Source organism: Brevundimonas sp. GW822-FHT03E11, assembly GCF_058801445.1.
Genome location: NZ_JBXANG010000007.1, coordinates 82,297 through 104,179, shown reverse-complemented (window position 1 = coordinate 104,179; position 21,883 = coordinate 82,297). Strand labels below are relative to the sequence as shown.

General features: G+C 68.4%; 24 protein-coding genes and 1 tRNA gene. 14 read left to right on the top strand and 11 right to left on the bottom strand.

Going from position 1 to position 21,883, the window contains the following annotated elements; all coding sequences use genetic code 11:
• Positions 1–1,080, top strand: a complete 1,080-nt coding sequence (locus AC1RKE_RS12410) for a mechanosensitive ion channel family protein (protein WP_348684335.1) — start codon at positions 1–3, stop codon at positions 1,078–1,080.
• A gap of 58 nt (positions 1,081–1,138) precedes the next feature.
• Here the strand turns inward: AC1RKE_RS12410 and AC1RKE_RS12405 are convergent, their stop codons facing one another.
• Positions 1,139–3,256, bottom strand: a complete 2,118-nt coding sequence (locus AC1RKE_RS12405) for a malate synthase G (protein ID WP_348684336.1) — start codon at positions 3,254–3,256, stop codon at positions 1,139–1,141.
• A 172-nt stretch (positions 3,257–3,428) separates the two neighbouring features.
• Between AC1RKE_RS12405 and AC1RKE_RS12400 the strand changes: the two genes are divergently transcribed.
• Positions 3,429–4,079, top strand: coding sequence for a DUF1345 domain-containing protein (locus AC1RKE_RS12400; protein ID WP_152949446.1), 651 nt, complete (start codon positions 3,429–3,431; stop codon positions 4,077–4,079).
• A gap of 139 nt (positions 4,080–4,218) precedes the next feature.
• Positions 4,219–4,593 (top strand): hypothetical protein, encoded by a 375-nt coding sequence (locus tag AC1RKE_RS12395; RefSeq protein ID WP_228185080.1) that lies wholly within the window; start codon positions 4,219–4,221, stop codon positions 4,591–4,593.
• Between the two features lie 22 nt (positions 4,594–4,615).
• Here the strand turns inward: AC1RKE_RS12395 and AC1RKE_RS12390 are convergent, their stop codons facing one another.
• The gene (locus tag AC1RKE_RS12390) at positions 4,616–4,771 is read right to left on the bottom strand and encodes a hypothetical protein (RefSeq protein ID WP_191554957.1); all 156 of its coding nucleotides are present in this window, start codon (positions 4,769–4,771) and stop codon (positions 4,616–4,618) included.
• 188 nt (positions 4,772–4,959) lie between these two features.
• On the opposite strand from AC1RKE_RS12390, the gene AC1RKE_RS12385 reads away from it, so the two are divergent.
• Together AC1RKE_RS12385 and AC1RKE_RS12380 are read left to right on the top strand one after the other, a co-directional pair.
• Complete coding sequence (locus AC1RKE_RS12385; RefSeq protein WP_395941893.1) at positions 4,960–6,603, top strand: peptide chain release factor 3; 1,644 nt, start codon at positions 4,960–4,962, stop codon at positions 6,601–6,603.
• Positions 6,604–7,245 carry a hypothetical protein gene (locus AC1RKE_RS12380; RefSeq protein ID WP_228185078.1) on the top strand — a complete coding sequence of 214 codons (642 nt, stop codon included), beginning with the start codon at positions 6,604–6,606 and terminating at the stop codon, positions 7,243–7,245.
• 4 nt (positions 7,246–7,249) lie between these two features.
• Here the strand turns inward: AC1RKE_RS12380 and AC1RKE_RS12375 are convergent, their stop codons facing one another.
• Complete coding sequence (locus tag AC1RKE_RS12375) at positions 7,250–7,870, bottom strand: SCO family protein (protein WP_228185077.1); 621 nt, start codon at positions 7,868–7,870, stop codon at positions 7,250–7,252.
• 44 nt (positions 7,871–7,914) lie between these two features.
• On the opposite strand from AC1RKE_RS12375, the gene AC1RKE_RS12370 reads away from it, so the two are divergent.
• From AC1RKE_RS12370 to AC1RKE_RS12360, 3 genes are all read left to right on the top strand, one after another.
• Positions 7,915–9,405 carry an ActS/PrrB/RegB family redox-sensitive histidine kinase gene (locus tag AC1RKE_RS12370; RefSeq protein ID WP_348683468.1) on the top strand — a complete coding sequence of 497 codons (1,491 nt, stop codon included), beginning with the start codon at positions 7,915–7,917 and terminating at the stop codon, positions 9,403–9,405.
• Positions 9,406–9,513: 108 nt separating this feature from the next.
• On the top strand, positions 9,514–10,071 hold the full coding sequence (locus AC1RKE_RS12365) for an ActR/PrrA/RegA family redox response regulator transcription factor (RefSeq protein ID WP_348683469.1): 558 nt from the start codon (positions 9,514–9,516) through the stop codon (positions 10,069–10,071).
• 33 nt (positions 10,072–10,104) lie between these two features.
• Positions 10,105–10,272 (top strand): lipocalin family protein, encoded by a 168-nt coding sequence (locus AC1RKE_RS12360; RefSeq protein WP_348683470.1) that lies wholly within the window; start codon positions 10,105–10,107, stop codon positions 10,270–10,272.
• 49 nt (positions 10,273–10,321) lie between these two features.
• Here AC1RKE_RS12360 and AC1RKE_RS12355 read toward each other — a convergent pair.
• Together AC1RKE_RS12355 and cpdR are read right to left on the bottom strand one after the other, a co-directional pair.
• Positions 10,322–10,396, bottom strand: a tRNA-Val gene (locus tag AC1RKE_RS12355).
• A gap of 124 nt (positions 10,397–10,520) precedes the next feature.
• The gene (cpdR, locus tag AC1RKE_RS12350; RefSeq protein ID WP_054764657.1) at positions 10,521–10,877 is read right to left on the bottom strand and encodes a cell cycle two-component system response regulator CpdR; all 357 of its coding nucleotides are present in this window, start codon (positions 10,875–10,877) and stop codon (positions 10,521–10,523) included.
• 58 nt (positions 10,878–10,935) lie between these two features.
• Here cpdR and AC1RKE_RS12345 point away from each other — a divergent pair, with 58 nt between their 5' ends.
• On the top strand, positions 10,936–11,817 hold the full coding sequence (locus tag AC1RKE_RS12345) for an N-formylglutamate amidohydrolase (RefSeq protein WP_348683472.1): 882 nt from the start codon (positions 10,936–10,938) through the stop codon (positions 11,815–11,817).
• 260 nt (positions 11,818–12,077) lie between these two features.
• On the opposite strand, the gene AC1RKE_RS12340 is transcribed toward AC1RKE_RS12345, so the two are convergent.
• Positions 12,078–12,764 (bottom strand): DUF599 domain-containing protein, encoded by a 687-nt coding sequence (locus AC1RKE_RS12340; RefSeq protein ID WP_054764656.1) that lies wholly within the window; start codon positions 12,762–12,764, stop codon positions 12,078–12,080.
• A 127-nt stretch (positions 12,765–12,891) separates the two neighbouring features.
• On the opposite strand from AC1RKE_RS12340, the gene ppa reads away from it, so the two are divergent.
• Entirely contained in the window at positions 12,892–13,452 is a 561-nt protein-coding gene (gene ppa, locus AC1RKE_RS12335; protein WP_054764655.1) for an inorganic diphosphatase, read from the top strand.
• A gap of 57 nt (positions 13,453–13,509) precedes the next feature.
• On the opposite strand, the gene arsC is transcribed toward ppa, so the two are convergent.
• Both arsC and AC1RKE_RS12325 read right to left on the bottom strand, forming a co-directional pair.
• The gene (gene arsC / locus AC1RKE_RS12330) at positions 13,510–13,935 is read right to left on the bottom strand and encodes an arsenate reductase (glutaredoxin) (protein WP_348683473.1); all 426 of its coding nucleotides are present in this window, start codon (positions 13,933–13,935) and stop codon (positions 13,510–13,512) included.
• Positions 13,936–13,942: 7 nt separating this feature from the next.
• Positions 13,943–14,278 carry an ArsR/SmtB family transcription factor gene (locus AC1RKE_RS12325; RefSeq protein ID WP_191554948.1) on the bottom strand — a complete coding sequence of 112 codons (336 nt, stop codon included), beginning with the start codon at positions 14,276–14,278 and terminating at the stop codon, positions 13,943–13,945.
• A 79-nt stretch (positions 14,279–14,357) separates the two neighbouring features.
• Between AC1RKE_RS12325 and AC1RKE_RS12320 the strand changes: the two genes are divergently transcribed.
• Together AC1RKE_RS12320 and hslU are read left to right on the top strand one after the other, a co-directional pair.
• Complete coding sequence (locus AC1RKE_RS12320) at positions 14,358–15,641, top strand: arsenic transporter (RefSeq protein ID WP_348683476.1); 1,284 nt, start codon at positions 14,358–14,360, stop codon at positions 15,639–15,641.
• 63 nt (positions 15,642–15,704) lie between these two features.
• Positions 15,705–17,006 (top strand): ATP-dependent protease ATPase subunit HslU, encoded by a 1,302-nt coding sequence (gene hslU, locus AC1RKE_RS12315; RefSeq protein ID WP_152949438.1) that lies wholly within the window; start codon positions 15,705–15,707, stop codon positions 17,004–17,006.
• Here hslU and AC1RKE_RS12310 read toward each other — a convergent pair.
• A complete protein-coding gene (locus AC1RKE_RS12310; RefSeq protein ID WP_348683478.1) occupies positions 16,996–18,285 on the bottom strand; it encodes a YihY/virulence factor BrkB family protein in 1,290 nt (429 codons plus the stop codon). The two genes, hslU and AC1RKE_RS12310, sit on opposite strands and share 11 nt — an antisense overlap.
• 50 nt (positions 18,286–18,335) lie before the next feature.
• Here AC1RKE_RS12310 and prmC point away from each other — a divergent pair, with 50 nt between their 5' ends.
• Positions 18,336–19,250 (top strand): peptide chain release factor N(5)-glutamine methyltransferase, encoded by a 915-nt coding sequence (gene prmC / locus AC1RKE_RS12305; protein ID WP_183217576.1) that lies wholly within the window; start codon positions 18,336–18,338, stop codon positions 19,248–19,250.
• 18 nt (positions 19,251–19,268) lie between these two features.
• Here the strand turns inward: prmC and AC1RKE_RS12300 are convergent, their stop codons facing one another.
• The gene (locus AC1RKE_RS12300; RefSeq protein ID WP_183217575.1) at positions 19,269–19,877 is read right to left on the bottom strand and encodes a DUF1134 domain-containing protein; all 609 of its coding nucleotides are present in this window, start codon (positions 19,875–19,877) and stop codon (positions 19,269–19,271) included.
• Between the two features lie 105 nt (positions 19,878–19,982).
• Positions 19,983–20,978 carry an alpha/beta fold hydrolase gene (locus AC1RKE_RS12295; RefSeq protein WP_348683479.1) on the bottom strand — a complete coding sequence of 332 codons (996 nt, stop codon included), beginning with the start codon at positions 20,976–20,978 and terminating at the stop codon, positions 19,983–19,985.
• A gap of 59 nt (positions 20,979–21,037) precedes the next feature.
• On the opposite strand from AC1RKE_RS12295, the gene AC1RKE_RS12290 reads away from it, so the two are divergent.
• A complete protein-coding gene (locus AC1RKE_RS12290) occupies positions 21,038–21,874 on the top strand; it encodes an aldo/keto reductase (protein ID WP_395941894.1) in 837 nt (278 codons plus the stop codon).
• Positions 21,875–21,883 lie beyond the last annotated feature (9 nt).

Sequence of the window (21,883 nt, the reverse complement as noted above, 5' to 3'; positions counted from 1 at the left end):
ATGGTCTCTACGATCGAGAAGCTGAACCTGGAGGCGATCGAACAGTCGCCGGTCCTGCGGATCGCCGGGGCCAGCCTGACCGTCGGCGGTCTGGTCGGCGCAGGCGTGATCCTGATCGGCGCCTTCTGCGTCAACTGGCTGATCACCCGCGCCCTGCGGCGCGTGCGCGAACGGGCCGAACGCAGCCGTCAGGCCCTGTATCTGCTGGAGCGGCTGTCCGGCTATGCGGTCATCATACTGGGCGTCATGGCGGCCCTGTCGACGGCGGGGCTGAACCTGTCGTCCCTGGCGGTCTTCGCCGGCGCCCTGGGCATAGGCGTGGGTCTGGGCCTGCAAGGGGTGGTCAAGGAGTTCGTCTCGGGCCTGTTCCTGATCTTCGACCGGATGGTCTCTGTCGGCGACTATATCGAGATCGAGGACATCGGCATTCGCGGCGCCATCATGGAGATCGGGCCGCGCGCGACGCGGGTCAGGACCAATGACAACGTCAATGTCCTGGTGCCCAATTCGCGGCTGATCGAACAGCCGGTCACCAACTGGACGCTGAAGGGCGACACCCGGCGGATCCATGTCCCCTTCGCCGTCGCCTATGGATCGGATCGGGGCAGGGTGCGCGAGGCGGTGCTGGCCTGCGCCCGGTCCAGCCCCTTCACCCTGCCCGAGACCGAGGCGCGCAAGAGCCAGGTCTGGCTGGTGGGGTTCGGCGACAAGGGGCTGGAGTTCGAGCTGCTGGTCTGGCCGACGCGCGAGGCGGTCAAGCGACCGGCGGCCATGCACGCCGCCTATACTTGGCTGATCGCCGACGCCCTGGACGGCGCCGGCATCGAAGTCCCCTTTCCCCAGACCGACCTGCGGATTCGCAGCGCCTTCGGCCTGGAGGGCGACGAGGCCCTGGGCCGGTTCGGCTACGGCGATCGTGCGTGGTCGGCGACGAACCGCCCCGCCCCGCCGCCCGGTCCGGCCCAGGGTCAGACCTCCGGCGCCAACAATGACGCCGCCGAGGACCTGATGCTGGCCGAAGACGAGGACGGGCCGCTGGAGCGCGCGCCCGACCTCCCACCGGGGCGAACGGGGGGCTGAAGGCTTTTCCGTCCCGACACCCGGCGCTCACCCCGAGGGCGACGGACGCTGATTGGCGTCAGTGTGCGGCCTTCGCCTTAAGTCGATAGGCGTGAAGCAGGGGCTCGGTATAGCCGTTCGGCTGCTCCACCCCTTGGAACACCAGGGCGCGGGCCGCCTGATAGGCCAGGTTTGTATCGGGGCTGGCGTCCGGATCGGGCGCCATGGGACGATACAGCGGGTCGCCGGCGTTCTGGGCGTCCACCTTGGCGGCCATTCTCAGAAGGGCCGCGTCCACCTGTTCGGCCGTGCAGACGCCGTGCAACAGCCAGTTGGCGATATGCTGGGAGCTGATCCGCAGGGTGGCGCGGTCCTCCATCAGGCCGATGTCGTGGATGTCGGGCACCTTGGAGCAGCCGACCCCCTGGTCGATCCAGCGGACGACATAGCCGAGAATGCCCTGGGCGTTATTGTCCAGCTCGGCCTTCACCTCGTCCTCGGACCAGTTGACGCCGTTCGCCAGGGGCGGGGTCAGCAGATCGTCCAGCCCCGGCGTCGGCCGCGTCGCCACCTCGGCCTGGACGGCGAAGACGTCGACCGCGTGATAGTGGAGCGCATGCAGGGTGGCGGCGGTCGGCGACGGGGTCCAGGCGGTGTTGGCGCCGGTCCGCGGATGGGCGATCTTCTGCTCCAGCATGTCGGCCATCCGGTCGGGCGCGGCCCACATGCCCTTGCCGATCTGGGCCTTGCCCGACAGGCCGCATTTCAGGCCAATGGCGACGTTGCGCGCCTCATAGGCGGCGATCCAGGCGCTGGACTTGACGTCGCCCTTTCGCACCACCGGGCCGGCCCGCATGGCGGTGTGGATCTCGTCTCCGGTGCGGTCGAGGAAGCCGGTGTTGATGAAGACGATCCGGTCCCTCACCGCATGGATGCAGGCGGCCAGATTGGCCGAGGTGCGACGCTCCTCGTCCATGACCCCGACCTTGATCGTGTGGCGCGGCAGGGCCAGCAGATCCTCGACCGCGTCGAACAGACGGTTGGTGAAGCCGCACTCGTCCGGCCCGTGCATCTTGGGCTTGACGATATAGACCGAGCCGGTCGCGCTGTTGGACAGCCCGCCCAGCCCCTTGATGTCGTAGAGCGCGATCAGGGTGGTTACGACGGCGTCCAAAATCCCTTCCGGCGCCTCGGACCCGTCCGGCAGCCGGACGGCGGGGGTGGTCATCAGATGGCCGACGTTGCGCACGAACAGCAGCGAACGCCCCTTCAGCGTCAGGGTCGAACCGTCCGGCGCGATGAAGGCCCGGTCCGGGTTCAGGCGGCGGGTCAGGGTCTTGCCGCCCTTGTCGAAGGTCTCGACCAGGTCGCCCTTCATCAGACCCAGCCAGTTGCGATAGGCGCAGACCTTGTCCGCCGCATCGACGGCGGCCACCGAATCCTCCAGGTCGCAGATGGTGGTCAGGGCCGATTCCAGCACCACATCGGCGATTCCGGCCGGATCGGTGCGCCCGACCGGATGGGCGCGGTCGAAGATCACCTCGATATGCAGCCCGTTGTGGCGGAACAGGCGCGAGCCTTCCGTCCGTCCCACGAACTGGGCTGCATCCTTCAGCACGACGGCGTCCGCCTCGGTCAGATCGGACCATGAGCCTTGGGCCAGAGGGACGGCCTCGTCCAGGAACGTCTTGGCGCGGGCCACGACCCGGGCGCCGCGTTCAGGGTCGTAGCCGCCGCCTTTCGGCAGGTCGCCCAGGGCGTCCGTCCCGTAAAGGGCGTCATACAGACTGCCCCAGCGGGCGTTGGCCGCGTTCAGCAGGAAACGGGCGTTTAGAATCGGGACCACCAGCTGCGGCCCCGCCATCCGGGCGATCTCGGCGTCCACCCCGGTCGTGCCGATGGTGAAGGGCTCAGGCTCTTCAACCAGATAGCCGATCTCGCGCAGGAAGGTCTGGGAGGCGGCGACGTCATAGGGCCGGCCTCGACGCCCGTCGTGCCAGTCGTCGATCCGGGCCTGAAGGGCGTCGCGATGGGCCAGAAGGGCGCGGTTTTCCGGGGCGAACCGGGCGAAGACGGCCGCCGTTCCCGACCAGAAGCCCGCCGGGTCCAGACCCAGGCCCGGCAAGACCTCCTGTTCGATCAGGCCCGCGAGTTCGGCCGCGACCTGCAATCCAGCGCGATCTTCATAAACGGTCATGGGGAACCCTTTCCGGCGGCGGCCAGGCTGTAACAATGCGTGATCACGTAAGCCGACCACGCCGGGCTTCGCAAGGGTCACGTCGCGTCAGCCCCTTCGCTTTTCGTCTAGGGGCGCGCGGGGGCTCGGTGGCCCCTTGCCGAGGGCGCGTCGGGCGTCATGATCGGCGGTCATGAGCCTGTTTCGCCCCCTTCGCCTCTACGGCGTCCTCCTCGCCAGCCTGGGGGTGGTGATCGCCGTCGCCCTCTTCACCCCTGTGGCCGACGACGCCTTGACCCGGACGGCCTATGGCTGGATCGCCGGGGTCGCGGTCTTCATCGCCGCCACCCTGGCGCGGATGGCACGGGCCCAGGACGCCGATGCGATCCGCCGGCGCGCCGCCGCCCTGGATCAGACCGGCGCGGCCGTCCTGCCGCTCAGCCTTCTGGCGGCGGCGGCCAGCGTCGTCGTGGTGGTCGGCGAGGCCCGGAGCCACGGCTCTCCCCTGACGGGCGGCCTGCTGGCCCTCGGGACGGTCGCCCTGTCCTGGACCTTCATCCATCTGATGTTCGCCCTGCACTACGCCCACGCCTTCTATCAGCGGGACCACGAGGGCGGGGACCGCGGCGGCCTGATGTTTCCCGGCGAGACCCAGCCCGACTATTGGGATTTTCTGCATTTCGCCCTGATCATCGGCGTAGCCTGCCAGACGGCTGATGTGCAGATCAGCGACCGGGGGGTCCGTCGGCTGTCCAGCGTCCACAGCCTGACCGCCTTCGTCTTCAACACCGTGATCGTGGCCCTGGCGGTCAATCTGGCGGTGGGCGCCCTGGGTGCGGGGTGATGGGGCGGGGTGACGGGCGCGGACTGAGCCCGCCGGTCACAAAGGCTTAACCGCGTCCGTGAACGGGACTGCAAGCCAAGGCGGCTAGAAGGGGGATCACGGACGACATCGCGTCCGGATCGCCGAAGGCGTCGCGCCCATGCTGTTTCTTCTGAACGACGTCGTGTTCGACCTGGACGAGGCCTGCCCGGTCACGCCCGCCGACGCGCGCCGGTTCGAGAAGCTGGGCTTCGACTATGTGCTGGAGCTGGGTTGCGAACTGTTCGCCGAGGATCCGCTGCTGCACCGCAACGATCCCGCACGGGCGCGCCGTCTGGCCTGGCTGATCGCCGAGCGCAGCCCGGACGTCAACGCCGCCCTGTTCGCCGCGCCCGAGGCCGGGTGCAATCCCGATCTGGTCGAGCCGCGCTTCTGCACCCTGCCCGACGCCGTCATGGGACAGCTGCGCGACAAGGGCCGTCGCCTCGACGCGATCGCCGCCGATCGCGCCGTCTGGAACCGTCTCGCCGCCTGAAGCGGCGGCCTTCAAACCCGCGTCAGAGCGCCGTGAACAGGATGTGCACGACGGCGGCCACGGCGAAGATGAAGCCGAAGCCCATCGCCAGCCCTATGGCCGGGTGCATCTTGTGCGGGCGCTCGTAGGACGAGCGATCGAGGCCGGAAACGCGGTCTTCTGGATGGATCACAGCCATCGTCTTTTCCTTTCCCTATGAACCCGGATCGCTCCGGGAGAGGAACGCCCGGCTCTGACGGCCTGATCGCTTCCTCAAAGCCGAGCATGACTCCAATAGCCCCTGATGGCGAGGGGTTATTTGATGTGGCGCAAAGGCGCAGCGCTCCGGCGAGTGACTTTCTGCGCCGGGCGCGCTAGTCGCGCGCCATGTCCTCACTGACCCTGCCTGAAGAAGCCGCGCGCCGGCGCACCTTCGCCATCATCGCCCACCCGGACGCCGGCAAGACGACCTTGACCGAGCATATCCTGCTGGCCGGGGGCGCCATTCGCGCGGCCGGCGCCGTGCGGGCGCGGGGCGAGAACCGGCGGACCCGGTCCGACTGGATGAAGATCGAGAAGGAGCGCGGCATTTCCGTCAGCGCCTCGGTCATGACGTTCGAGCACGACGGCAAGATGTTCAACCTGCTCGATACGCCCGGGCACGAGGACTTCTCGGAAGACACCTATCGCACCCTGACCGCCGCCGACTGCGCCATCATGGTGCTGGACGCCGCCAAGGGGATCGAGCCGCAGACGCTGAAACTGTTCGAGGTCTGTCGTCTTCGGGACATTCCGATCATCACCTTCATCAACAAGCTGGACCGCGAGGCCCAGGATCCGATGGCCCTGCTGGACGACATCGCCTCGCGGCTGCAACTGGACCCGGCGCCCATCTGGTGGCCGGCCGAGAGCGGCAATCGTCTGCGCGGCATGGTCGAGGTCGGGACCGGCCGGTTCCAGCCCTATGCCCGCAAGGCCGCCGGCGCCGCCGAGGACCCCGACCATCCCCCCGCCCTGCCCCTGGACCAGGCGGCCCAGTATTTCGAGGCGGGCGAGCAGGCGGCCCTGAGCGAGGCGGTGGAGCTGGTCGAAGGCGGCTATCCGGCCTTTGACCGCCAGGCCTTCCTGGAGGGCCATCTGACGCCGGTCCTGTGGGGCTCGGCCCTGCGCCATTTCGGCATAGACGAACTGCTGAAGGCCATCGGCGACTGGGCGCCGGCGCCCAAGGTGATGAAGGCCCGGAAGGAAGCCCCGCCTGAGACCCGCAACGCCCCGGCGCCCGTAGAGACGACGGTGGAGCCCGGCGCCGAAGAAGTCACCGGCTTCGTCTTCAAGGTCCAGGCCAATATGGACCCCAACCATCGCGACCGGATCGCCATGTTCCGCATGGCCTCGGGCGCCTTCAAGCGCGGCATGAAGCTGAAGGTCCAGAACACCGGCAAGTCCCTGTCGGTCAATGCGCCCATCATGTTCTTCGCCTCGGACCGCGAACTGGCCGAGGACGCCTTCGCCGGCGACGTGATCGGCATTCCCAACCACGGCGTGCTGCGGGTCGGCGACAGCCTGTCGGAAAGCGGGGTGGTGCGCTTCGCCGGCCTGCCGAACTTCGCGCCTGAAATCCTGCAACGGGTCCGGGTCAAGGATCCGCTGAAGGCCAAACACCTGAAGAAGGCGCTGGAGGGTCTGGCCGAGGAAGGCGTGACCCAGCTGTTCCGCCCGGAGATCGGGGCGGACTTCATCGTCGGCGCCGTGGGCCAGCTGCAGTTCGAGGTCATGGCCGACCGGCTGGGCGAGGAATACGGCCTGGACGTCGTCTTCGAACCCAGCCCCTATGCCGAGGCCCGCTGGATCGCCCCGACCTCCGACGCGTCCGACGCCGATCTGGAGGACTTCATGGGCAAATACCGCCCCCAGATGGCCCGCGACATCGACCAGGCCCCCGTCTTCCTGGCCAAGTCCAGCTGGGAGACCGGCTATGTCGGCGAACGCTTCCCCAAGGTGGCCTTCACCAAGACGAAGGAGCGGGGTTAGTTGAACGAAACATCGTCAGAGGCGGCTTCAGCAGCCCTCTCCGAAATGGAGCCTGCCCTTCGGACTTTGGCTCGCGAATGGGCCTTTTCGCCTCGACGACCCCGCCCCTCTGCCGAAGCGCTCAAGCGTTGGGATCTTGTGATCGAAGCTTGGGCTGAATCAGATTTGCCCCTGCTATGCCGCACGCCCAATTGGGGGCGCGGCGCTGAGGATGTCCATGATTCAGGTCGGCTCCTTACATGCGCCGATAACACTCCGGCGCACTGGGCCTTCGCCATGGCGCTGAAAGGCCAAACCCCCACGCTTGAGGAAATCTCAACGCTGTTCGACCGCGGGGAAATGCCTTTGGCTTTCGCGATCAAGGCCGCAGAGAAGCCTCGCCTGAAGTACGCGCGTGGAGGGCTTTCTTCCAAACTGAGGCTCAACAAGGACGGCTGGAAGGTCTGCCACGTTTCGCAAGCAGGTCTTCGCCTTCCCGGCCATCCGACCACTCACCCGTTGCCGATTATTAAGGCCCACTTCAAACGGTTCATGTCGCCCAGAAACATGTTTCTGGTGCCGCTCGCCCTTGGCGGTCTAGGAGAGACGCCGCAGATGATCGACGCGATCAGGGACGCCGACCAAACGCCGATCTACCTGTGAGGGCTCAGCCCCGCGCCATGGCGTCTTCGATGATCTTGGTCGCCTTGTCCGGGCCGAGGCCATAGGCGACGGCGGTGCGGAACTTGCCGTCCGGTCCCATCAGATAGACGGTCAGGGAGTGGTTCATCGTATAGCCCTCCCCCTCGCCGACCTTTTCGTAATAGGCGCGGTAGGCCTTGGCCGCCTGGGCCACCTGGTCCGGCGTTCCGGTCAGGCCGATGGTCCCCTTGGGGAAGCCGTCTGAGGACAGATAGTCCTTCAGCTGCTGAGGCGTGTCGCGTTCGGGGTCGATGCTGACGAAGACGATCTGGAGATCGTCGGCCTTGTCGCCCAGCCGCTGCTGCACCGCGGCCAGCTCGGCCAGGGTGGTGGGGCAGAACTCGGGGCAGTAGGTGAAGCCGAAGAAGACCAGGCTCCATTTGCCGTTCAGCAGGGTCTGATCCACCGGACGCCCGTCCTGGTTCACCAGTTGGAAGTCGCCGCCGACCAGGGGCTGGCCGGTCGCGCCGATCTCGCCCCGGGTCGCGCTGGGCCGATTGCCGACCACCACCACGGTGACGATGGCCAGGGCGGCGGCGATGGCGAGACAGGCGCCGGCGAACAGCAGGATGGAACGACGCGGCATGACGACCTCTGACGAAAACCTCGGCCCCGGTCTATAGAAGGCCGGTGACCTCGACAGAAGACCACATCGCGCCGCACGGGCGGCCGTCCCTTTCAGAGGGGGCGGCCGTGGACAGCGCCCTGTCGCAGCCCGGCCCCGCCGACGGCGCCCGTAGGGGACGCGGCTTTTCCCTGCGGACTTTGATCGTCCTGCGCTGGCTGACCATACTGGGGCAGAGCGCGGCGATCCTGACGGCGTCTCAGGGGCTGCATTTCCCCCTGCCGCTGTGGCCCTGTCTGATCGTCATCGCCGTCAGCGCTGCGGTGAACGTGGGCGCCATGGCGCGGGTGCGGCGGCTGGAGGCCAGCCTGCCGGACGGACGCACCACGGCCCTGCACCTGGGGTTCGACATTTTTCAGCTCAGCCTTCTGCTGGGCCTGACCGGCGGGCTGGAGAACCCCTTCTGTCTGCTGCTGGTGGCGCCGGTGACGATCGCCGCCGCCGCCCTGCCCGCGCGCCAGGCCGTGGCGCTGGGCCTTCTGGCCCTGATCGCCGTGGGGGTGCTGTTCTTCTGGTCTGAGCCCCTGCCCTGGCGTCCGGGAGAGAATTTTCACCTGCCCCTGCTCTATCGGCTGGGCATGGCCATGGCCCTGGTGACCGGTGTGGTCTTCACCGCCGGCTACGCCTGGCGGGTGGCGGCCGACGCCGAGAAGCTGGAGCTGGCCCTGGCCACGACCCAGGACGTGCTGCAGCGCGAACAGAGACTGGCGGCCCTGGGCGGTCTGGCGGCGGCCGCGGCCCATGAGTTGGGCACGCCGCTGGCCACCATCCAGGTCGTAGCCAAGGAACTTCAGCGCGCCTCGGCGCCCGACAGCGACGCCGCCGAGGACGCGGCCCTGATCCTGCAACAGGCCGAACGGTGCCGGGGCATATTGGCCCAGCTGTCGCGCCGGCCGGAGGGGGACGACGCCCTGTACGCCGACGTGGCTCTGAAGGCCCTGCTGGAGGAGGTGGTCGAGCCGCACCGGGGCTTCGACCTGGCCTTTGAGGTCCTGGTCAAGACCCCGCCCGGCCAGCCGGCCCCGCGCGTGCGCCGCCTGCCCGAGGTGGTGCACGGCCTGTCGACCCTGGTCGAGAACGCCGCCGACTTCGCCGCCTCCACCGTGCGGGTCCAGGCCCAGGTCGACGCCGGCTGGATCGAGATCGCCATTCTGGACGACGGGCCGGGCTTTCCCAGCGACATCCTGCCCCGGCTGGGCGAGCCCTATGTGACCAGCCGGCCCCACGGCAAGGCGCGTCAGGCCCTGGCGGCCCAGATCGCCGCTGCGGCCTCCGGCGCCGGGCGCGGCGGGCCGGAGACCACGGTCGCCCCCAGCCAGGGCGGCATGGGCCTGGGCTTCTTCATCGCCCGCACCCTGCTGGAGCGGACCGGCGGGGTGGTCAGCGTGGGCCAGGGCCTGCCGCGGCCGGACGCCGCCCCCGACGGCCGCGCCCCCCTGCGCGGCGCCCGTGTGGCGGTGAGATGGGCCCGTCCGGCGCTGGAGGTGGCGGCCTGAGCGCGTCCAAACCCCGTCCCCGCCCGTATTGGGTCGAAGCGTCGCAGGCGGCCGCTCGCCCTTGACCGAACGACTTCCGGCCCCGACTTGATTCAGCAGGAGAACAGAATGCCCGAGCTTGAGACCCGCATCGCCGCCCTGCCCGACAAGTCCCTGCTGCTGCTGGACGACGACCAGGCCCTGCGCACCCGGATGGGGCGGGCGCTGGAGGCGCGCGGCTTCGAGGTGACCACCGCCGCCTCGGTCGCCGAGGCCCAGCAGCTGCTGCGTGAAAAGGCCCCGGCCTTCGCCGTCCTGGACATGCGGCTGGAGGACGGCAACGGGTTGAAGATCGTCGAGGCGGTGCGCGAACGGCGCGAGGACGCCCGGATCGTAATGCTGACCGGCTACGGCGCCATCGCCACCGCCGTGGCGGCGGTCAAGGCCGGGGCGGTCGACTATCTGTCAAAACCGGCCGACGCCGACGACGTGGTCAAGGCCCTGCTGGCCACGGCCGACGAGGCGCCCGAGCCGCCGGACAATCCGATGAGCGCCGACCGGGTGCGCTGGGAGCATATCCAGCGGGTCTATGAGCTGTGCGACCACAATGTCTCGGAAACCGCCCGCCGCCTGGGCATGCACCGCCGCACCCTGCAACGAATCCTGGCCAAGCGCGCGCCGCGGTAAGGGGCGAGGCGAGGCCGTGGGCTGAGAGCGGTCGTGCTCGCTTCCTTGTCGATCGTTGGCGAACCTCCGGGCCGCCATCTGTGGCTGATGTCGCGCACGCCCCAACCTTCGCCTCAGGTCCGCGACGCCCTGATGAACCGCGCCCGCGACCTGGGCTACGACCTGACCCTGCTGCGACCGACACAACAGCCACAGCCCTGAACGGCGCATGCGCTGGGCTCGACAAGTCTTCGATTGTCTTGAGGAGAAATGGTGGACGCGACAGGGATTGAACCTGTGACCCCTACGATGTCAACGTAGTGCTCTCCCGCTGAGCTACGCGTCCGCCGTGGCGGCTCTCGATCGGTTCGAGAGCGGGAAGGGCGGTCGTATAGCGGCACGACCGGCCCGCATCAAGCGGCTTTGACCGCCGCAACGAGATTTCTGGAAAACCGTAGCGATTTCAACGCTCAGGCCGCCACCATCCGTTCGACCTCATTGACCAGGTCGCGCAGATGGACGGGTTTGGACAGGACCTTGGCCTGGGGCGAGGCCTGGGCGGCGGTCAGGGCGACGGCGGCGAAGCCGGTGATGAACATGATGCGCAGGCCGGGCTGGCGGGCGGCGGCGACGCGGGCCACCTCGATCCCGTCGGCGCCGGGCATGACGATGTCGGTCAGCAGCAGGTCGTAGGGGCCGTGCTCCAGGGCGTCGATGGCGTCGTCGCCGTTTTCGCAGTCGATGACCTGATGGCCCGCCCGCTCCAGGGCGCGGGTCAGGAACCCGCGCAGCGAACTGTCGTCTTCGGCCAGGAGGATGCGCGCCATTCGAAAAGGCCCCTTGAATTCAGAGGAGCGACGCTAGGCTCACAACGGTAAACCGGCGATGAAATTCGCCGGTCGCACGACTTCCTTCCACAGCGAAACGCGCTATGCGGTGGACATGACCCCGGCCGGCGCCAATTTCGCGATCACGACGCCGCCTGCGGACGCGCCCCAGACGGCCCTGGTCTTCGCCTCACCCCATTCCGGCGACCTCTATCCGGCGGACATGGCGCCCGCCCCCGGCCTGGCGGACGCCAGTCTGAAGAGCGCGGAGGACGCCCGGGTCAACGCCCTGGTGCAGGCCGGGCCGGCGTGCGGCGCGCCCCTGATCGAGGGCCGGATCGGTCGCGCCTATGTGGATCTGAACCGCGACCCCGCCGAACTGGACCCCGAACTGATCGAAGGGGCTGACGGTGCGGTCGGGGCCAAGACCCGAGCCGGATACGGCGTCATCCCCCGCCGCAGCGGCGACGGCCTGCCGCTTTATGACCGGCGCCTGTCGAGGGCCGAGGCGGAGGCCCGGATCGCGGCGGTCCACCGGCCCTATCATCAGGCGCTGGAGGGCCTGATGCGTCAGACCCAGGCCCGCCAGGGGCACGCCCTGCTGATCGACTGGCATTCGATGCCGGCGCGGGCCGCAGGCGTGGAGGTGGTGCTGGGCGACCGACACGGCGCCGCCTGCGATCCGCGGCTGACGCGGCGGCTGCGCGACCTGTTCCAGGGGCTGGGCTGGCGGGTGGGCCTGAACCACCCCTACGCCGGGGGCTGGTCCACCCAGGTCTGGGGCCGGCCGCAGGAGGGGTTTCACGCCGTCCAGATCGAACTGAACCGCCGTCTGTATCTGGACGAGGGCCGCCAGGCGCCCAACGCCGCCTATGAGAAGACGCGCAAGGCCCTGACCCGCGTGATCGCCGACCTGTGCTCTGAGCCCTGGGGCGTTTAGGCCGGCGCGACTTATCGGCGACCAGCCAAAAAAAAGCCGCGCCCGGAGGCGCGGCATGAAAGTCTATAGGGAGGAAACGCCCAGGAAGGGCAAGACGCCCGGAGGCGTCAGAGGAGAACTTAGGTTGCAACGCACAAACGGTCAAGGGCTCTGCGCGTCCTGACGGTCACAGGATGTTACGCAATTACGGCGGTTACGGTCCTAATTCGCCTCATAGGCGCCACACCGCGCGGGAAGCCCGTTGTGCGCCTGCACAATGATCAGCCTTCTCCCAGCAGACGGCGGGCGTTGCGAATGGCGCGCGCGGCCGGCGACGCCTCCTGGCGATAGATCAGAAGGCCGAAGGCCGAAGCCACGCCCAGGGCCAGCCACATCGGGCCGAACAGCCAGGCCGCCGCCGCCAGGGCGAAATAATAGCCCCTAACCCCCTGGCTGAAGGCGCTGAGCGCGGGGTTCAGCAACTCCCCCGCCGCCTGGCCATAGGCCTTGCGGTCCGTTTCGGACTGGATCTCGGGCGCCGCCCCGATCAGGGCCAGGGCGTAGTTCATCTGACGCAGGGCCCAGATGAAGTCCAAAAAGCCGCGCGCCAGGCACATCAGCACCAGGGCCAGCTTGGCCTCCAGAATGCGGATCGGCACGTTTTCGGCCCCCACGGCGGCGAAGCCTTCCAGCTTGCTCTCCCCGCCGAACAGAATCCCCCCCACCGCCGCGATCAGCAGCAGATTGGTCGAGGCGAAAAACGAGGCCGAATTGATCGAATGGCCCATCAGCTGGCTGTCCACCAGCCGGATCTCGCGGTGGGTCATGGCCGCCATCCACCGATTGCGGACATGGACCATGTCCTCGTTCAGGGCGCCGCCGTGCCGGGCGATGAATCTCAGGATCGGCCCATAGCCCAGCCAGCAGACGAAAAAGAGGGTCAGGGCGGTCCAGTCGATCCAGGTCATGGCGCCTAGTGAACCCGCTCCGACGCCGGGCGCAAGGGTCTGAACGCACGTCGCCCTTGCCCAGGCGGCCCGCCCGTCCTATCACCCCTCGCTTTCAAGATTTTCGCAGTCGCAGCAAAGACCCGCCATGAACCTCGACGCCATTCCGGTCGGCCCGAACGCTCCCTGGGACATCAATGTCATCATCGAGATCCCGCAAGGCGGTCTGCCGGTGAAGTATGAGATGGACAAGGAGTCCGGCGCCCTGTTCGTCGACCGCTTCCTGCACACGGCCATGTACTATCCCGGCAACTACGGCTTCGTTCCCCATACCCTGTCGGACGACGGCGACCCCTGCGACGTGATCGTGCTGAACCCGACGCCGGTGGTGCCGGGCTGCGTCATCCGCTCGCGCCCGATCGGCGTGCTGAAGATGGTGGACGAGGCCGGCGGCGACGAGAAGATCCTGGCCGTGCCGGTCGACAAGCTGAACCCCTATTACACCGAGATCGCCAGCTATCGTCAGCTGCCGGCCATCCTGATCGAACAGATCGAACACTTCTTCACCCGCTACAAGGACCTGGAGAAGGGCAAGTCGGTCACGGTCAAGGGCTGGGGCGACGCCGGCGAGGCCGCCGAACTGATCTCGGCCGGCATGAAGGCCCACCAGGACAAGCTGGCCGCCAAGAAGGCCGGCAAGGCCGCCTGAACCGGCGACGACGTCTGGCGCATTGAGACGTCCTCCGGTCCGGGGGACGTCTTTTTGCTATCCGCCGACCCGGCGGCCGTCGGCGTCGATCACCACCTCGCCGTCCGCCTTGGTGAAGGGTTTCAGCCCCTCCGTCGGCAGCAGGTCCAGCACCGCCTCGGACGGCCGGCACAGTTTCACGCCGCGGGGCGAGACCACGATCGGCCGGTTCATCAGGATCGGATGGGCCTCGATCGCCTCCAGCAGCTGATCGTCCGACAGGCCGGGGTCGCCCAGGCCCAGTTCGGCATAGGGGGTGCCCTTCTCGCGCAGGATGTCGCGCACCGATCCGCCTGTGCGTTCGACCATCTGCGCCACCAGGGCCCGGCTGGGCGGGGTCTTCAGGTATTCGACCACATGGGGCTCGATCCCGACGTGGCGGATCAGGGCCAGGGTGTTGCGGGACGTCCCGCAGGCGGGATTGTGATAGATGACGATGTCCATAGGGGCCTCAGTCGCAGCAGGGGGCCAGTTCGGCCAGCAGGGGTTGGCAAAGTTCGGCGCGTCCCTGGCAGCAGTCCTTCAGCAGGAACAGCACCAGGTCGCCCAGCCGATCCAGATCGGCGCGATAGACGATCGAGCGGCTGCGTCTCTGGGCGCGGATCAGCCCCGCCCGCGACAGCACGCCCAGATGGGCCGACATCGTATTGGCCGGCACCGCCAGCCGATCCGCCACCGCGCCGGCCGCCAGGCCCTCCGGCTCGCTGCGAACCAGCAGGCGAAAGGCCTCCAGCCGCGTGGGCTGGGCCAGGGCCGCGAGGGCGAGAATGGCGGGTTCGAATTCCATTATTCCAAGATACTAGAAATATGACGCGGCGCAAGCTACAGGTTCGCTGCGGACGCCGGTCCGCGCTAGGATCCGCCCCATGATCGTCGCCCTTCTGATCTTCGCCGTCACCATCGTCCTGGTGCTGTGGCAGCCGAAGGGCCTGCAGATCGGCTGGAGCGCCCTGGGCGGGGCGGCGGCGGCCCTGCTGCTGGGGGTGGTGGCCCTGAACGACATCCCCGTGGTCTGGGGCATTGTCTGGAATGCGACGGCGGCCTTCGTCGCCATCATCGTCATCAGCCTGCTGCTGGACGAGGCCGGCTTCTTCGAATGGGCCGCCCTTCATATCGGTCGCTGGGGCGCAGGGCGCGGGCGGCGGTTGTTCGTGTTCGTGGTCCTGCTGGGCGCGGCCGTCTCGGCCCTGTTCGCCAATGACGGGGCGGCCCTGATCCTGACGCCCATCGTCATCGCCATGCTGCTGGCGCTCGGCTACGGCCCGAAGGCGACCCTGGCCTTCGTCATGGCGGCGGGCTTCATCGCCGACACGGCCAGCCTGCCGCTGGTCGTCTCCAACCTGGTCAATATCGTCTCGGCCGACTTCTTCGACATCGGCTTTGATCGCTATGCGGCGGTCATGGTTCCGGTGAACCTGGCCTCGGTCGCCGCCACCCTGGCCGTCCTGTTCGCCGTCTTCGGACGCGACATCCCCAGGGCCTATGAGGTGGACCGCCTGCCCCGGCCGGAGACCGCGATCAAGGACCGGGCGACCTTCATCGCCGGCTGGCTGGTGCTGGGTCTGCTGCTGCTGGGCTTCTTCGTTCTGGAGCCCCGAGGCCTTCCCGTCTCGGCCATCGCCGCGGTCGGCGCCGTCGTGCTGCTGATCGTCGCCGGGCGCGGCTCGAAGATCAGCACGACCAAGGTCCTGCGCGAGGCGCCGTGGCAGGTCGTGATCTTCTCGCTGGGCATGTATCTGGTGGTCTATGGACTGGGCAACGCCGGGCTGACGCGCCATCTGGCCCAATTGATGGACGGCTTCGCCGAAGGCGGCGTCTGGGGCGCGACCTTCGGAACCGGCGTCCTGACCGCCGCCCTGTCGGCCGTCGCCAACAACCTGCCCACGGTCCTGATCGCCGCCCTGTCCATCGACGCCTCGGCCGCGACCGGTCCGGTGCGCGAGGCCATGATCTACGCCAATGTCATCGGCAGCGACCTGGGCCCCAAGATGACCCCCATCGGCTCCCTGGCCACCCTGCTGTGGCTGCACGTCCTGGCCCGAAAGGGCGTCCGCATCGGCTGGGTCTATTACATCAAGATCGGCCTGATCCTGACCCTCCCCGTCCTCGCCGTCACCCTGGCCGCCCTGGCGTTGAGGCTGACGGTGTAGCGAAACAGCGCCGCGACGCCCTGCCCTCTCCCGCAACGGTTCTCGGCCTCCTATGTGAGCGCCATGACTGACCTTTCTCCCCGCGAAATCGTCTCCGAACTGGATCGCTACATCGTCGGCCAGGACGACGCCAAGCGCGCCGTGGCCGTGGCCCTGCGTAATCGCTGGCGTCGCAAGCGCGTGCCCGAGGATCTGCGCGACGAGGTGACGCCCAAGAATATTCTGATGATCGGCCCGACCGGCGTGGGCAAGACCGAGATCGCCCGGCGGCTGGCGCGGCTGGCGGGGTCGCCCTTTCTGAAGGTCGAGGCGACCAAGTTCACCGAGGTCGGCTATGTCGGCCGCGACGTCGATCAGATCATGCGCGACCTGGTCGAGAGCGCCCTGGTCATGGTGCGCGACCGTCGCCGCGGCGAGGTGCGGGCGCGGGCGGAAGGGGCGGCCGAGGACCGGATTCTGGACGCCCTGGTCGGCCCCGGCGCGGGGCCGACGACGCGCGACAGCTTCAGGAAGAAGCTGCGGGCCGGCGAGCTGGACGACAAGGAGATCGAGATCGCCCTGGCCGACACGGGGTCGCCGATCCAGGGGCTGGACATCCCCGGCGGCGGGGCCGTGGGCCTGCTGAACCTGTCGGAGATGCTGGGCAAGATGGGCGGCGGCCGGACCAAGACGGTCAAGCTGACGGTCCGCGACGCCGTCGCCCCCCTGATCGCCGAGGAGGGCGACAAGCTCTTGGATCAGGACAGCCTGACCAAGGAGGCCCTGATCCTGGCCGAGAACGAGGGCATCGTCTTCCTGGACGAGATCGACAAGGTGGCGGCGCGTCAGGGGGCCTCCGGCGCCGACGTGTCGCGCGAGGGGGTGCAGCGCGACCTCCTGCCCCTGATCGAGGGGACCACCGTCTCGACCAAATACGGGCCGGTGAAGACCGACCATGTGCTGTTCATCGCCTCGGGCGCCTTCCATGTGGCCAAGCCGTCGGACCTGCTGCCCGAACTTCAGGGGCGGCTGCCGATCCGGGTCGAGCTGAAGGCTCTGACGCGCGACGACTTCAAGCGGATCCTGACCGAGCCCGAGGCCAATCTGATCCGTCAGAACCAGGCCCTGCTGGCGACCGAGGACGTGACCCTGACCTTCACCGAGGACGCGATCGAGGCCCTGGCCGATGCGGCGGTGGCGGCCAATTCGGCGGTGGAGAACATCGGCGCCCGGCGGCTTCAGACCGTGCTGGAGCGAGTGCTGGAGGAGACCAGTTTCAAGGCCTCTGACCTGGCGGGCCAGACGGTGACTTTCGACGGGGCGGCGGTGCGCGACAAGCTGAGTCTGCTGACCAAGGACGTCGATCTGAGCCGCTTCATTCTGTAGCGGTCGCGTCCCGTTCGCGGCGGCTGCGGCGGCGCGTCAGCCGGTCGGCCATGGCCTCGGCGTGGCGCTGGGTGAAGGCCAGGGCGGCCGGATTGCCCCGGCGCGCCCCCACCGTATCGGCGACCTTGGCGCCCCGGTCCCCGATCGGCTGAGGCTTTCCGGTCGTGGTGTCCATGGCCGTCTGGTGCTCGATCTCGGCGTTCAGCTCCGCCCCCATCAGGATCACCTGCACCGACAGCCAGGTCCACAGCAGAAAGCCCATAATGGCCGCCAGGGGGCCGTAGGAGTCGGTGCGGACGAAGTTGGTCAGATACCAGCTGAAGAGGAAGGAGACGGTCAGGCTGAGCAAGGCGGCGAAGAGGGCGCCCGGCGTCAACCAGCGCCAGCGCGCCTTCTGCCGACACGGGCCGAACCGATAGATCAGAGTCAGGGCCGTGACATAGCCGACCAGCAGCAGGGGCCAGCGCAACAGGGCCAAGAGCCCCCATTCCTCCTGAAGGCCGAACAGCCGGATCACCACCGGCGCCCCGACCACCAGGGCCGAGGTCAGGAGCAGGGCCACGACGCCCCCGACGGTGAAGCCCATACAGAGGAGGTTGTAGCGGACGATGTTGCGCCGCTCGACCTCGTGATAGGCGACGTTCAGCCCGTAGAACAGCACCTTGACCGCCCCGTTGGCGGTCCACAGCGACAGGGCCAGGGTCCAGATCAGGGTGAAGGTCAGCTGGCCGTTGGAGTTGGCGGCCAGCCGCTCCATCTCTCCGCCCAGGAACTGGGCGATGCTGTCGGGCATGACGGCGTAGAGGAACCGCAACCGGCTCCAGGCGTCGGCCGGATCGGCGAACAGGCCGTAAAGGGTGACGAAACTCCCCAGCAGCGGAAACAGGGACAAGAGGGTGAAGAAGGTCACGCCCCCCGCGACGAAGCCGACCCGGTCGCCGAAATAGGAGCCGCCGGTCCGCCACAGTATGTCGATCCAGCCCTTGTGCGGAATCTGTTCCGGCCGTCTGGCCAGCCGGCCACGGCCCGGCTCCCTGGCCTCATAGTCTTCGGGCGTCGGCGGCTTGGGCGGCAGGGGCTCGGGGCGTTTCGGGCGCAGCTCCACCCCCACCTTATGCCCCTGGGTATAGAGCAGATGGGCCGCGCCCGCCCCGGCGGTCAGGCCGCCCAGGGCGGCGGCGACGAACCTCCACCAGGGACGGCGACGGGGTTGCGGCGAAGATTTGAACCTGAACATCAGCAGGCGAACGGGAAAGCCGCCCCCGCGTTCCCAGGCCACGGCGCCCGGTCGCGCTTGAAATCCCCTGTGCGAAGGGCCAATCAGCCGTCATGACCCTCGAGCCCCTCTCCCCCAAGCCCGCCGACGGCGCCGCGACCCTGTTGACCGTGTGGAAGGCCGCCCAGGCCCGACTGAAGGACGGCCGCATCGACAGCCCGGCCATCGACGCCCGCCTGCTGCTGGAGGCCGCCGCCGGCGCCAGCCGCACCGACATACTGACCGACCCCTATCGGATCGTCACCCCCGAACAGCAGGCCGCCTATACGGCCATGATCGACCGCCGCCTGCGCCGCGAGCCGGTCTCGCGCATCGTCGGCAAGAAGGGCTTCTGGAAGATCATGCTGAACGTCACCCCCGACGTCCTCAGCCCCCGGCCCGACACCGAGACCCTGTTGGACGTCGCCCTCCTGGCCTTCGCCCGGCACGAGGCCTTCACCGCCGTCGACCTGGGCACGGGCTCGGGCGCCATTCTGCTGGCCCTGCTGGCCGAGCGGACGGCGGCCAAGGGGGTGGGCACCGACATCTCAACCGAGGCCCTGGCGGTCGCCAAGGAGAACGCCGCCAATCTGGATCTGAACGAGCGCGCCACCTTCCTGCGCACGGAATGGGCGGCCGGTTTCGGCGACGCGAGCTTTGACCTGGTGCTGTCCAACCCGCCCTATATTCCGACCGACCATATCCCCGGCCTGGACCCGGAGGTGCGCGATCACGACCCTCACCTGGCCCTGGACGGCGGCCCCGATGGCTTGCAGGCCTATCGCGACCTAGCCCCCGAGATCCGGCGCATCCTGAAGCCCGGCGGCGTCTTCGCGGTCGAGATCGGCTGGGACCAGGGCCCGCAGGTCAAGGCCCTGTTCGAGGCGGAGGGCTTCGAGGACGTCAAGATCGTCAAGGATCTGGGCGACCGCGACCGCGTCGTCACCAACGGTCCGGACCCCCGCACCAACCCCATTCCCCAGGAATAGGGTCGGGCCTCAACAGGTTCAGAAGGGCAGAAGATTGCGCTGGCGGCTGTAGCTCATGGTGCCGACATTGGCGCCCAGGCGCAGGCCCACGCCGGTGCGGATCGGGGCCAGGGTGATGCCGTCGGCCCGCTGATAGTTTACGCCCAGGCCCGCGATCAGATAGGCCGAGCCTTCGACGCCCGGATAGCGGCGATAGATCATGTCCGGGTGGTACAGGCCATAGACCAGGGTAAAGACGCGGCTGGCGTTGCCGCCCCAGTCCCAACCCACAGACGCCCCCTGCCAGAACACTTCCTGAGACGCCGACAGATCCTTCATGTGCAGGGCGCCGCGGCCGTAGCGGGCGCCGACGACCACGGCGCCGGAGCCTTCCTCACCCGCGATATAGGCGGTGGGGCGATCGCCCTGATCCGCAAAGACCCGCTCGATCGCCCCGCCCACCACCTCGGCGGCGATGCCCAGCTCCTTGGACCCGGCCGCGACCAGTTCGTCGAAGGTGTAGGCGGGCGCCGTATTGTCGGAGCTGATCGGATAGTTGGGATTGGCCGGCGCCGAGGCGCAGGCGCCCAGAGACGAGGCCCCTGCGGCGGTGGCGAGGCCGGACAGGATCATTTGGCGGCGATGCATGGGGGGCTCCGAGAACGGCGAAAAGACGGTCGGCGGGTCCGCCGAGGTTCGCGGCACCGTCCCCGACCTTTACGGCAGACTTGCGGCTTCAAGGTTAACGCGGGCTTACGTCTGGCCCCCGTCCGCCTCCGGCAGATCCTTCAGAAAGGCCAGCAGCAGGGCGTTCACCGCCTCGGCCTTTTCCTGCTGAATCCAGTGACCGGCACCGGGCACGACCACCGACCGGCTCAGGTTCGGAACCCAGTCCTTCAGCCCCGCCTCGGCCGATCCGGCGTAGTGGCGCACCGGGTCGTTCTCGCCGACGATGAACAGGGCCGGCTGGAGGATTCGCTGTTCCTGCGCAAAGGCCGTCAGCGACCAATTCAGGTCGATGGCGCGGTACCAGTTCAGCGGGGCGTCAAAGCCGCCGGCCGAAAAGGCCTCCACATATTCGGCGAAATGGGCCGGGCTCATCCACGGCGGCAGGTCGGCGCCGTCATCGATACTGTCCAGCAGGCCGACGCCCCGCGCCATGAAGCCGGTAGCCCGTTTCGACGCCGGAGTGGCCCCGTCATAGGCCCAGAACAGCTTCCTCAGCGTCGTCGCCGGATCGGCCTCCAGCGCCAGATGGGCGTCGGCCGCCTGGAACCGGTTGATATAGACGTCGCCCATACCGGCCCGTTCGGACAGAACCGCCATGACGGTCGTCGGCGGTCCCTGGGGCCGGCGCGGCTGGAAGGGCACGGACAGGCCGGCCACAGCCGTGAACAGATCGGGCCGCAGCAGGGCGCAGCACCAGGCGACCGGCGCGCCCCAATCGTGGCCCACCACAATGGCGCTCTGTTCGCCCAGGGCCCGCACCAGGTCGACCATGTCCCCGACCAGATGCAGGATCGAAAAGGCGGCGGCGCCCTGGGGCTTGTCCGTGCCGCCGTAACCGCGCATGTCCGGCGCCACGACATGATATCCCGCCAGGGACAGGGCCTCGACCTGGGCGCGCCAGCTGACGCCCAGTTCGGGGAAGCCGTGGATCAGCAGGACCAGGGGCGCGTTAGGCTGTTCATACCCCGCCTCCAGCACCTGTTGGACAAGGCCGTCGGTCTTGATAAGCCGGGTACGCATCTCAACCTCTCCATACCCAAGCCAAGGCGGCCTTTCGCCGCGAATGGAACAGGACCGACATGACCCGCCTCGTCACCTTTGCAGACGGTACGACCGTTCCCGCCCTGGGCCAAGGGACGTGGGAGATCGGCGACCATCCCGCCCGGCGCGACGCCGAACAGCAGGCCCTGGCGCGGGGGATCGACCTGGGCCTGACCCTGATCGACACGGCCGAACTGTACGGCGACGGCCGCTCGGAACGTCTGGTGGGCGAGGTGATCGCCGGCCGCCGCGACGAGGTCTTTCTGGTCTCCAAGGTCCGGCCCGAGAACGCCTCCGAACTGAAGATGATGCTGGCCTGCGAAAAGTCGCTGGAGCGGCTGGGGACGGACCGTCTGGACCTCTATCTGCTGCACTGGGAGGGCCGCGTCCCCCTGGAGGAGACGGTCGCCGCCTTCCAGGAACTGGTCGATGAAGGGATGATCGTCCGCTGGGGCGTGTCCAACCTGGACCTGCGCGCCATGAAGCGGCTGATGGAGATCGAGGGAGGCGAGGACTGCGCGGCCAATCAGCTGCTCTATCATCTGGGGTCGCGCGGGGTGGAGTTCGGTCTGTTGCCCTGGATGCAGGCGCGCGACATGCCGATGATAGCCTATTCGCCCCTGGGGCGCGGCGGCCTGCTGGACCACCCGCTGATCCGCGACATCGCCGACCGCCACGACGCCGATCCGGCTCAGGTGGCGCTGGCCGCCGTCCTGCGCCAGGACGGGGTGATCGCCATTCCCAAGGCGAGCTCGGTCGAGCACGTGGAGGCCAACGCCGACGCCCTGGAGATCCAGTTCGACGCCGAGGACCTGCACCGCCTGGACGAGGCCTTTCCCCCGCCGACGCGGGAGACGCCGCTGGACATCATCTGAGGGCGCGCG

What these genes read in the sequence shown, in the direction of transcription:
- AC1RKE_RS12410 (WP_348684335.1), top strand. Translation starts at nt 1, where the DNA reads ATGGTCTCTACGATCGAGAAGCTGAACCTGGAGGCGATCGAACAGTCG.
- AC1RKE_RS12405 (WP_348684336.1), bottom strand. Translation starts at nt 3,256, where the DNA reads ATGACCGTTTATGAAGATCGCGCTGGATTGCAGGTCGCGGCCGAACTC.
- AC1RKE_RS12400 (WP_152949446.1), top strand. Translation starts at nt 3,429, where the DNA reads ATGAGCCTGTTTCGCCCCCTTCGCCTCTACGGCGTCCTCCTCGCCAGC.
- AC1RKE_RS12395 (WP_228185080.1), top strand. Translation starts at nt 4,219, where the DNA reads ATGCTGTTTCTTCTGAACGACGTCGTGTTCGACCTGGACGAGGCCTGC.
- AC1RKE_RS12390 (WP_191554957.1), bottom strand. Translation starts at nt 4,771, where the DNA reads ATGGCTGTGATCCATCCAGAAGACCGCGTTTCCGGCCTCGATCGCTCG.
- AC1RKE_RS12385 (WP_395941893.1), top strand. Translation starts at nt 4,960, where the DNA reads ATGTCCTCACTGACCCTGCCTGAAGAAGCCGCGCGCCGGCGCACCTTC.
- AC1RKE_RS12375 (WP_228185077.1), bottom strand. Translation starts at nt 7,870, where the DNA reads ATGCCGCGTCGTTCCATCCTGCTGTTCGCCGGCGCCTGTCTCGCCATC.
- AC1RKE_RS12365 (WP_348683469.1), top strand. Translation starts at nt 9,514, where the DNA reads ATGCCCGAGCTTGAGACCCGCATCGCCGCCCTGCCCGACAAGTCCCTG.
- cpdR (WP_054764657.1), bottom strand. Translation starts at nt 10,877, where the DNA reads ATGGCGCGCATCCTCCTGGCCGAAGACGACAGTTCGCTGCGCGGGTTC.
- AC1RKE_RS12345 (WP_348683472.1), top strand. Translation starts at nt 10,936, where the DNA reads ATGAAATTCGCCGGTCGCACGACTTCCTTCCACAGCGAAACGCGCTAT.
- AC1RKE_RS12340 (WP_054764656.1), bottom strand. Translation starts at nt 12,764, where the DNA reads ATGACCTGGATCGACTGGACCGCCCTGACCCTCTTTTTCGTCTGCTGG.
- ppa (WP_054764655.1), top strand. Translation starts at nt 12,892, where the DNA reads ATGAACCTCGACGCCATTCCGGTCGGCCCGAACGCTCCCTGGGACATC.
- arsC (WP_348683473.1), bottom strand. Translation starts at nt 13,935, where the DNA reads ATGGACATCGTCATCTATCACAATCCCGCCTGCGGGACGTCCCGCAAC.
- AC1RKE_RS12325 (WP_191554948.1), bottom strand. Translation starts at nt 14,278, where the DNA reads ATGGAATTCGAACCCGCCATTCTCGCCCTCGCGGCCCTGGCCCAGCCC.
- AC1RKE_RS12320 (WP_348683476.1), top strand. Translation starts at nt 14,358, where the DNA reads ATGATCGTCGCCCTTCTGATCTTCGCCGTCACCATCGTCCTGGTGCTG.
- hslU (WP_152949438.1), top strand. Translation starts at nt 15,705, where the DNA reads ATGACTGACCTTTCTCCCCGCGAAATCGTCTCCGAACTGGATCGCTAC.
- prmC (WP_183217576.1), top strand. Translation starts at nt 18,336, where the DNA reads ATGACCCTCGAGCCCCTCTCCCCCAAGCCCGCCGACGGCGCCGCGACC.
- AC1RKE_RS12300 (WP_183217575.1), bottom strand. Translation starts at nt 19,877, where the DNA reads ATGCATCGCCGCCAAATGATCCTGTCCGGCCTCGCCACCGCCGCAGGG.
- AC1RKE_RS12295 (WP_348683479.1), bottom strand. Translation starts at nt 20,978, where the DNA reads ATGCGTACCCGGCTTATCAAGACCGACGGCCTTGTCCAACAGGTGCTG.
- AC1RKE_RS12290 (WP_395941894.1), top strand. Translation starts at nt 21,038, where the DNA reads ATGACCCGCCTCGTCACCTTTGCAGACGGTACGACCGTTCCCGCCCTG.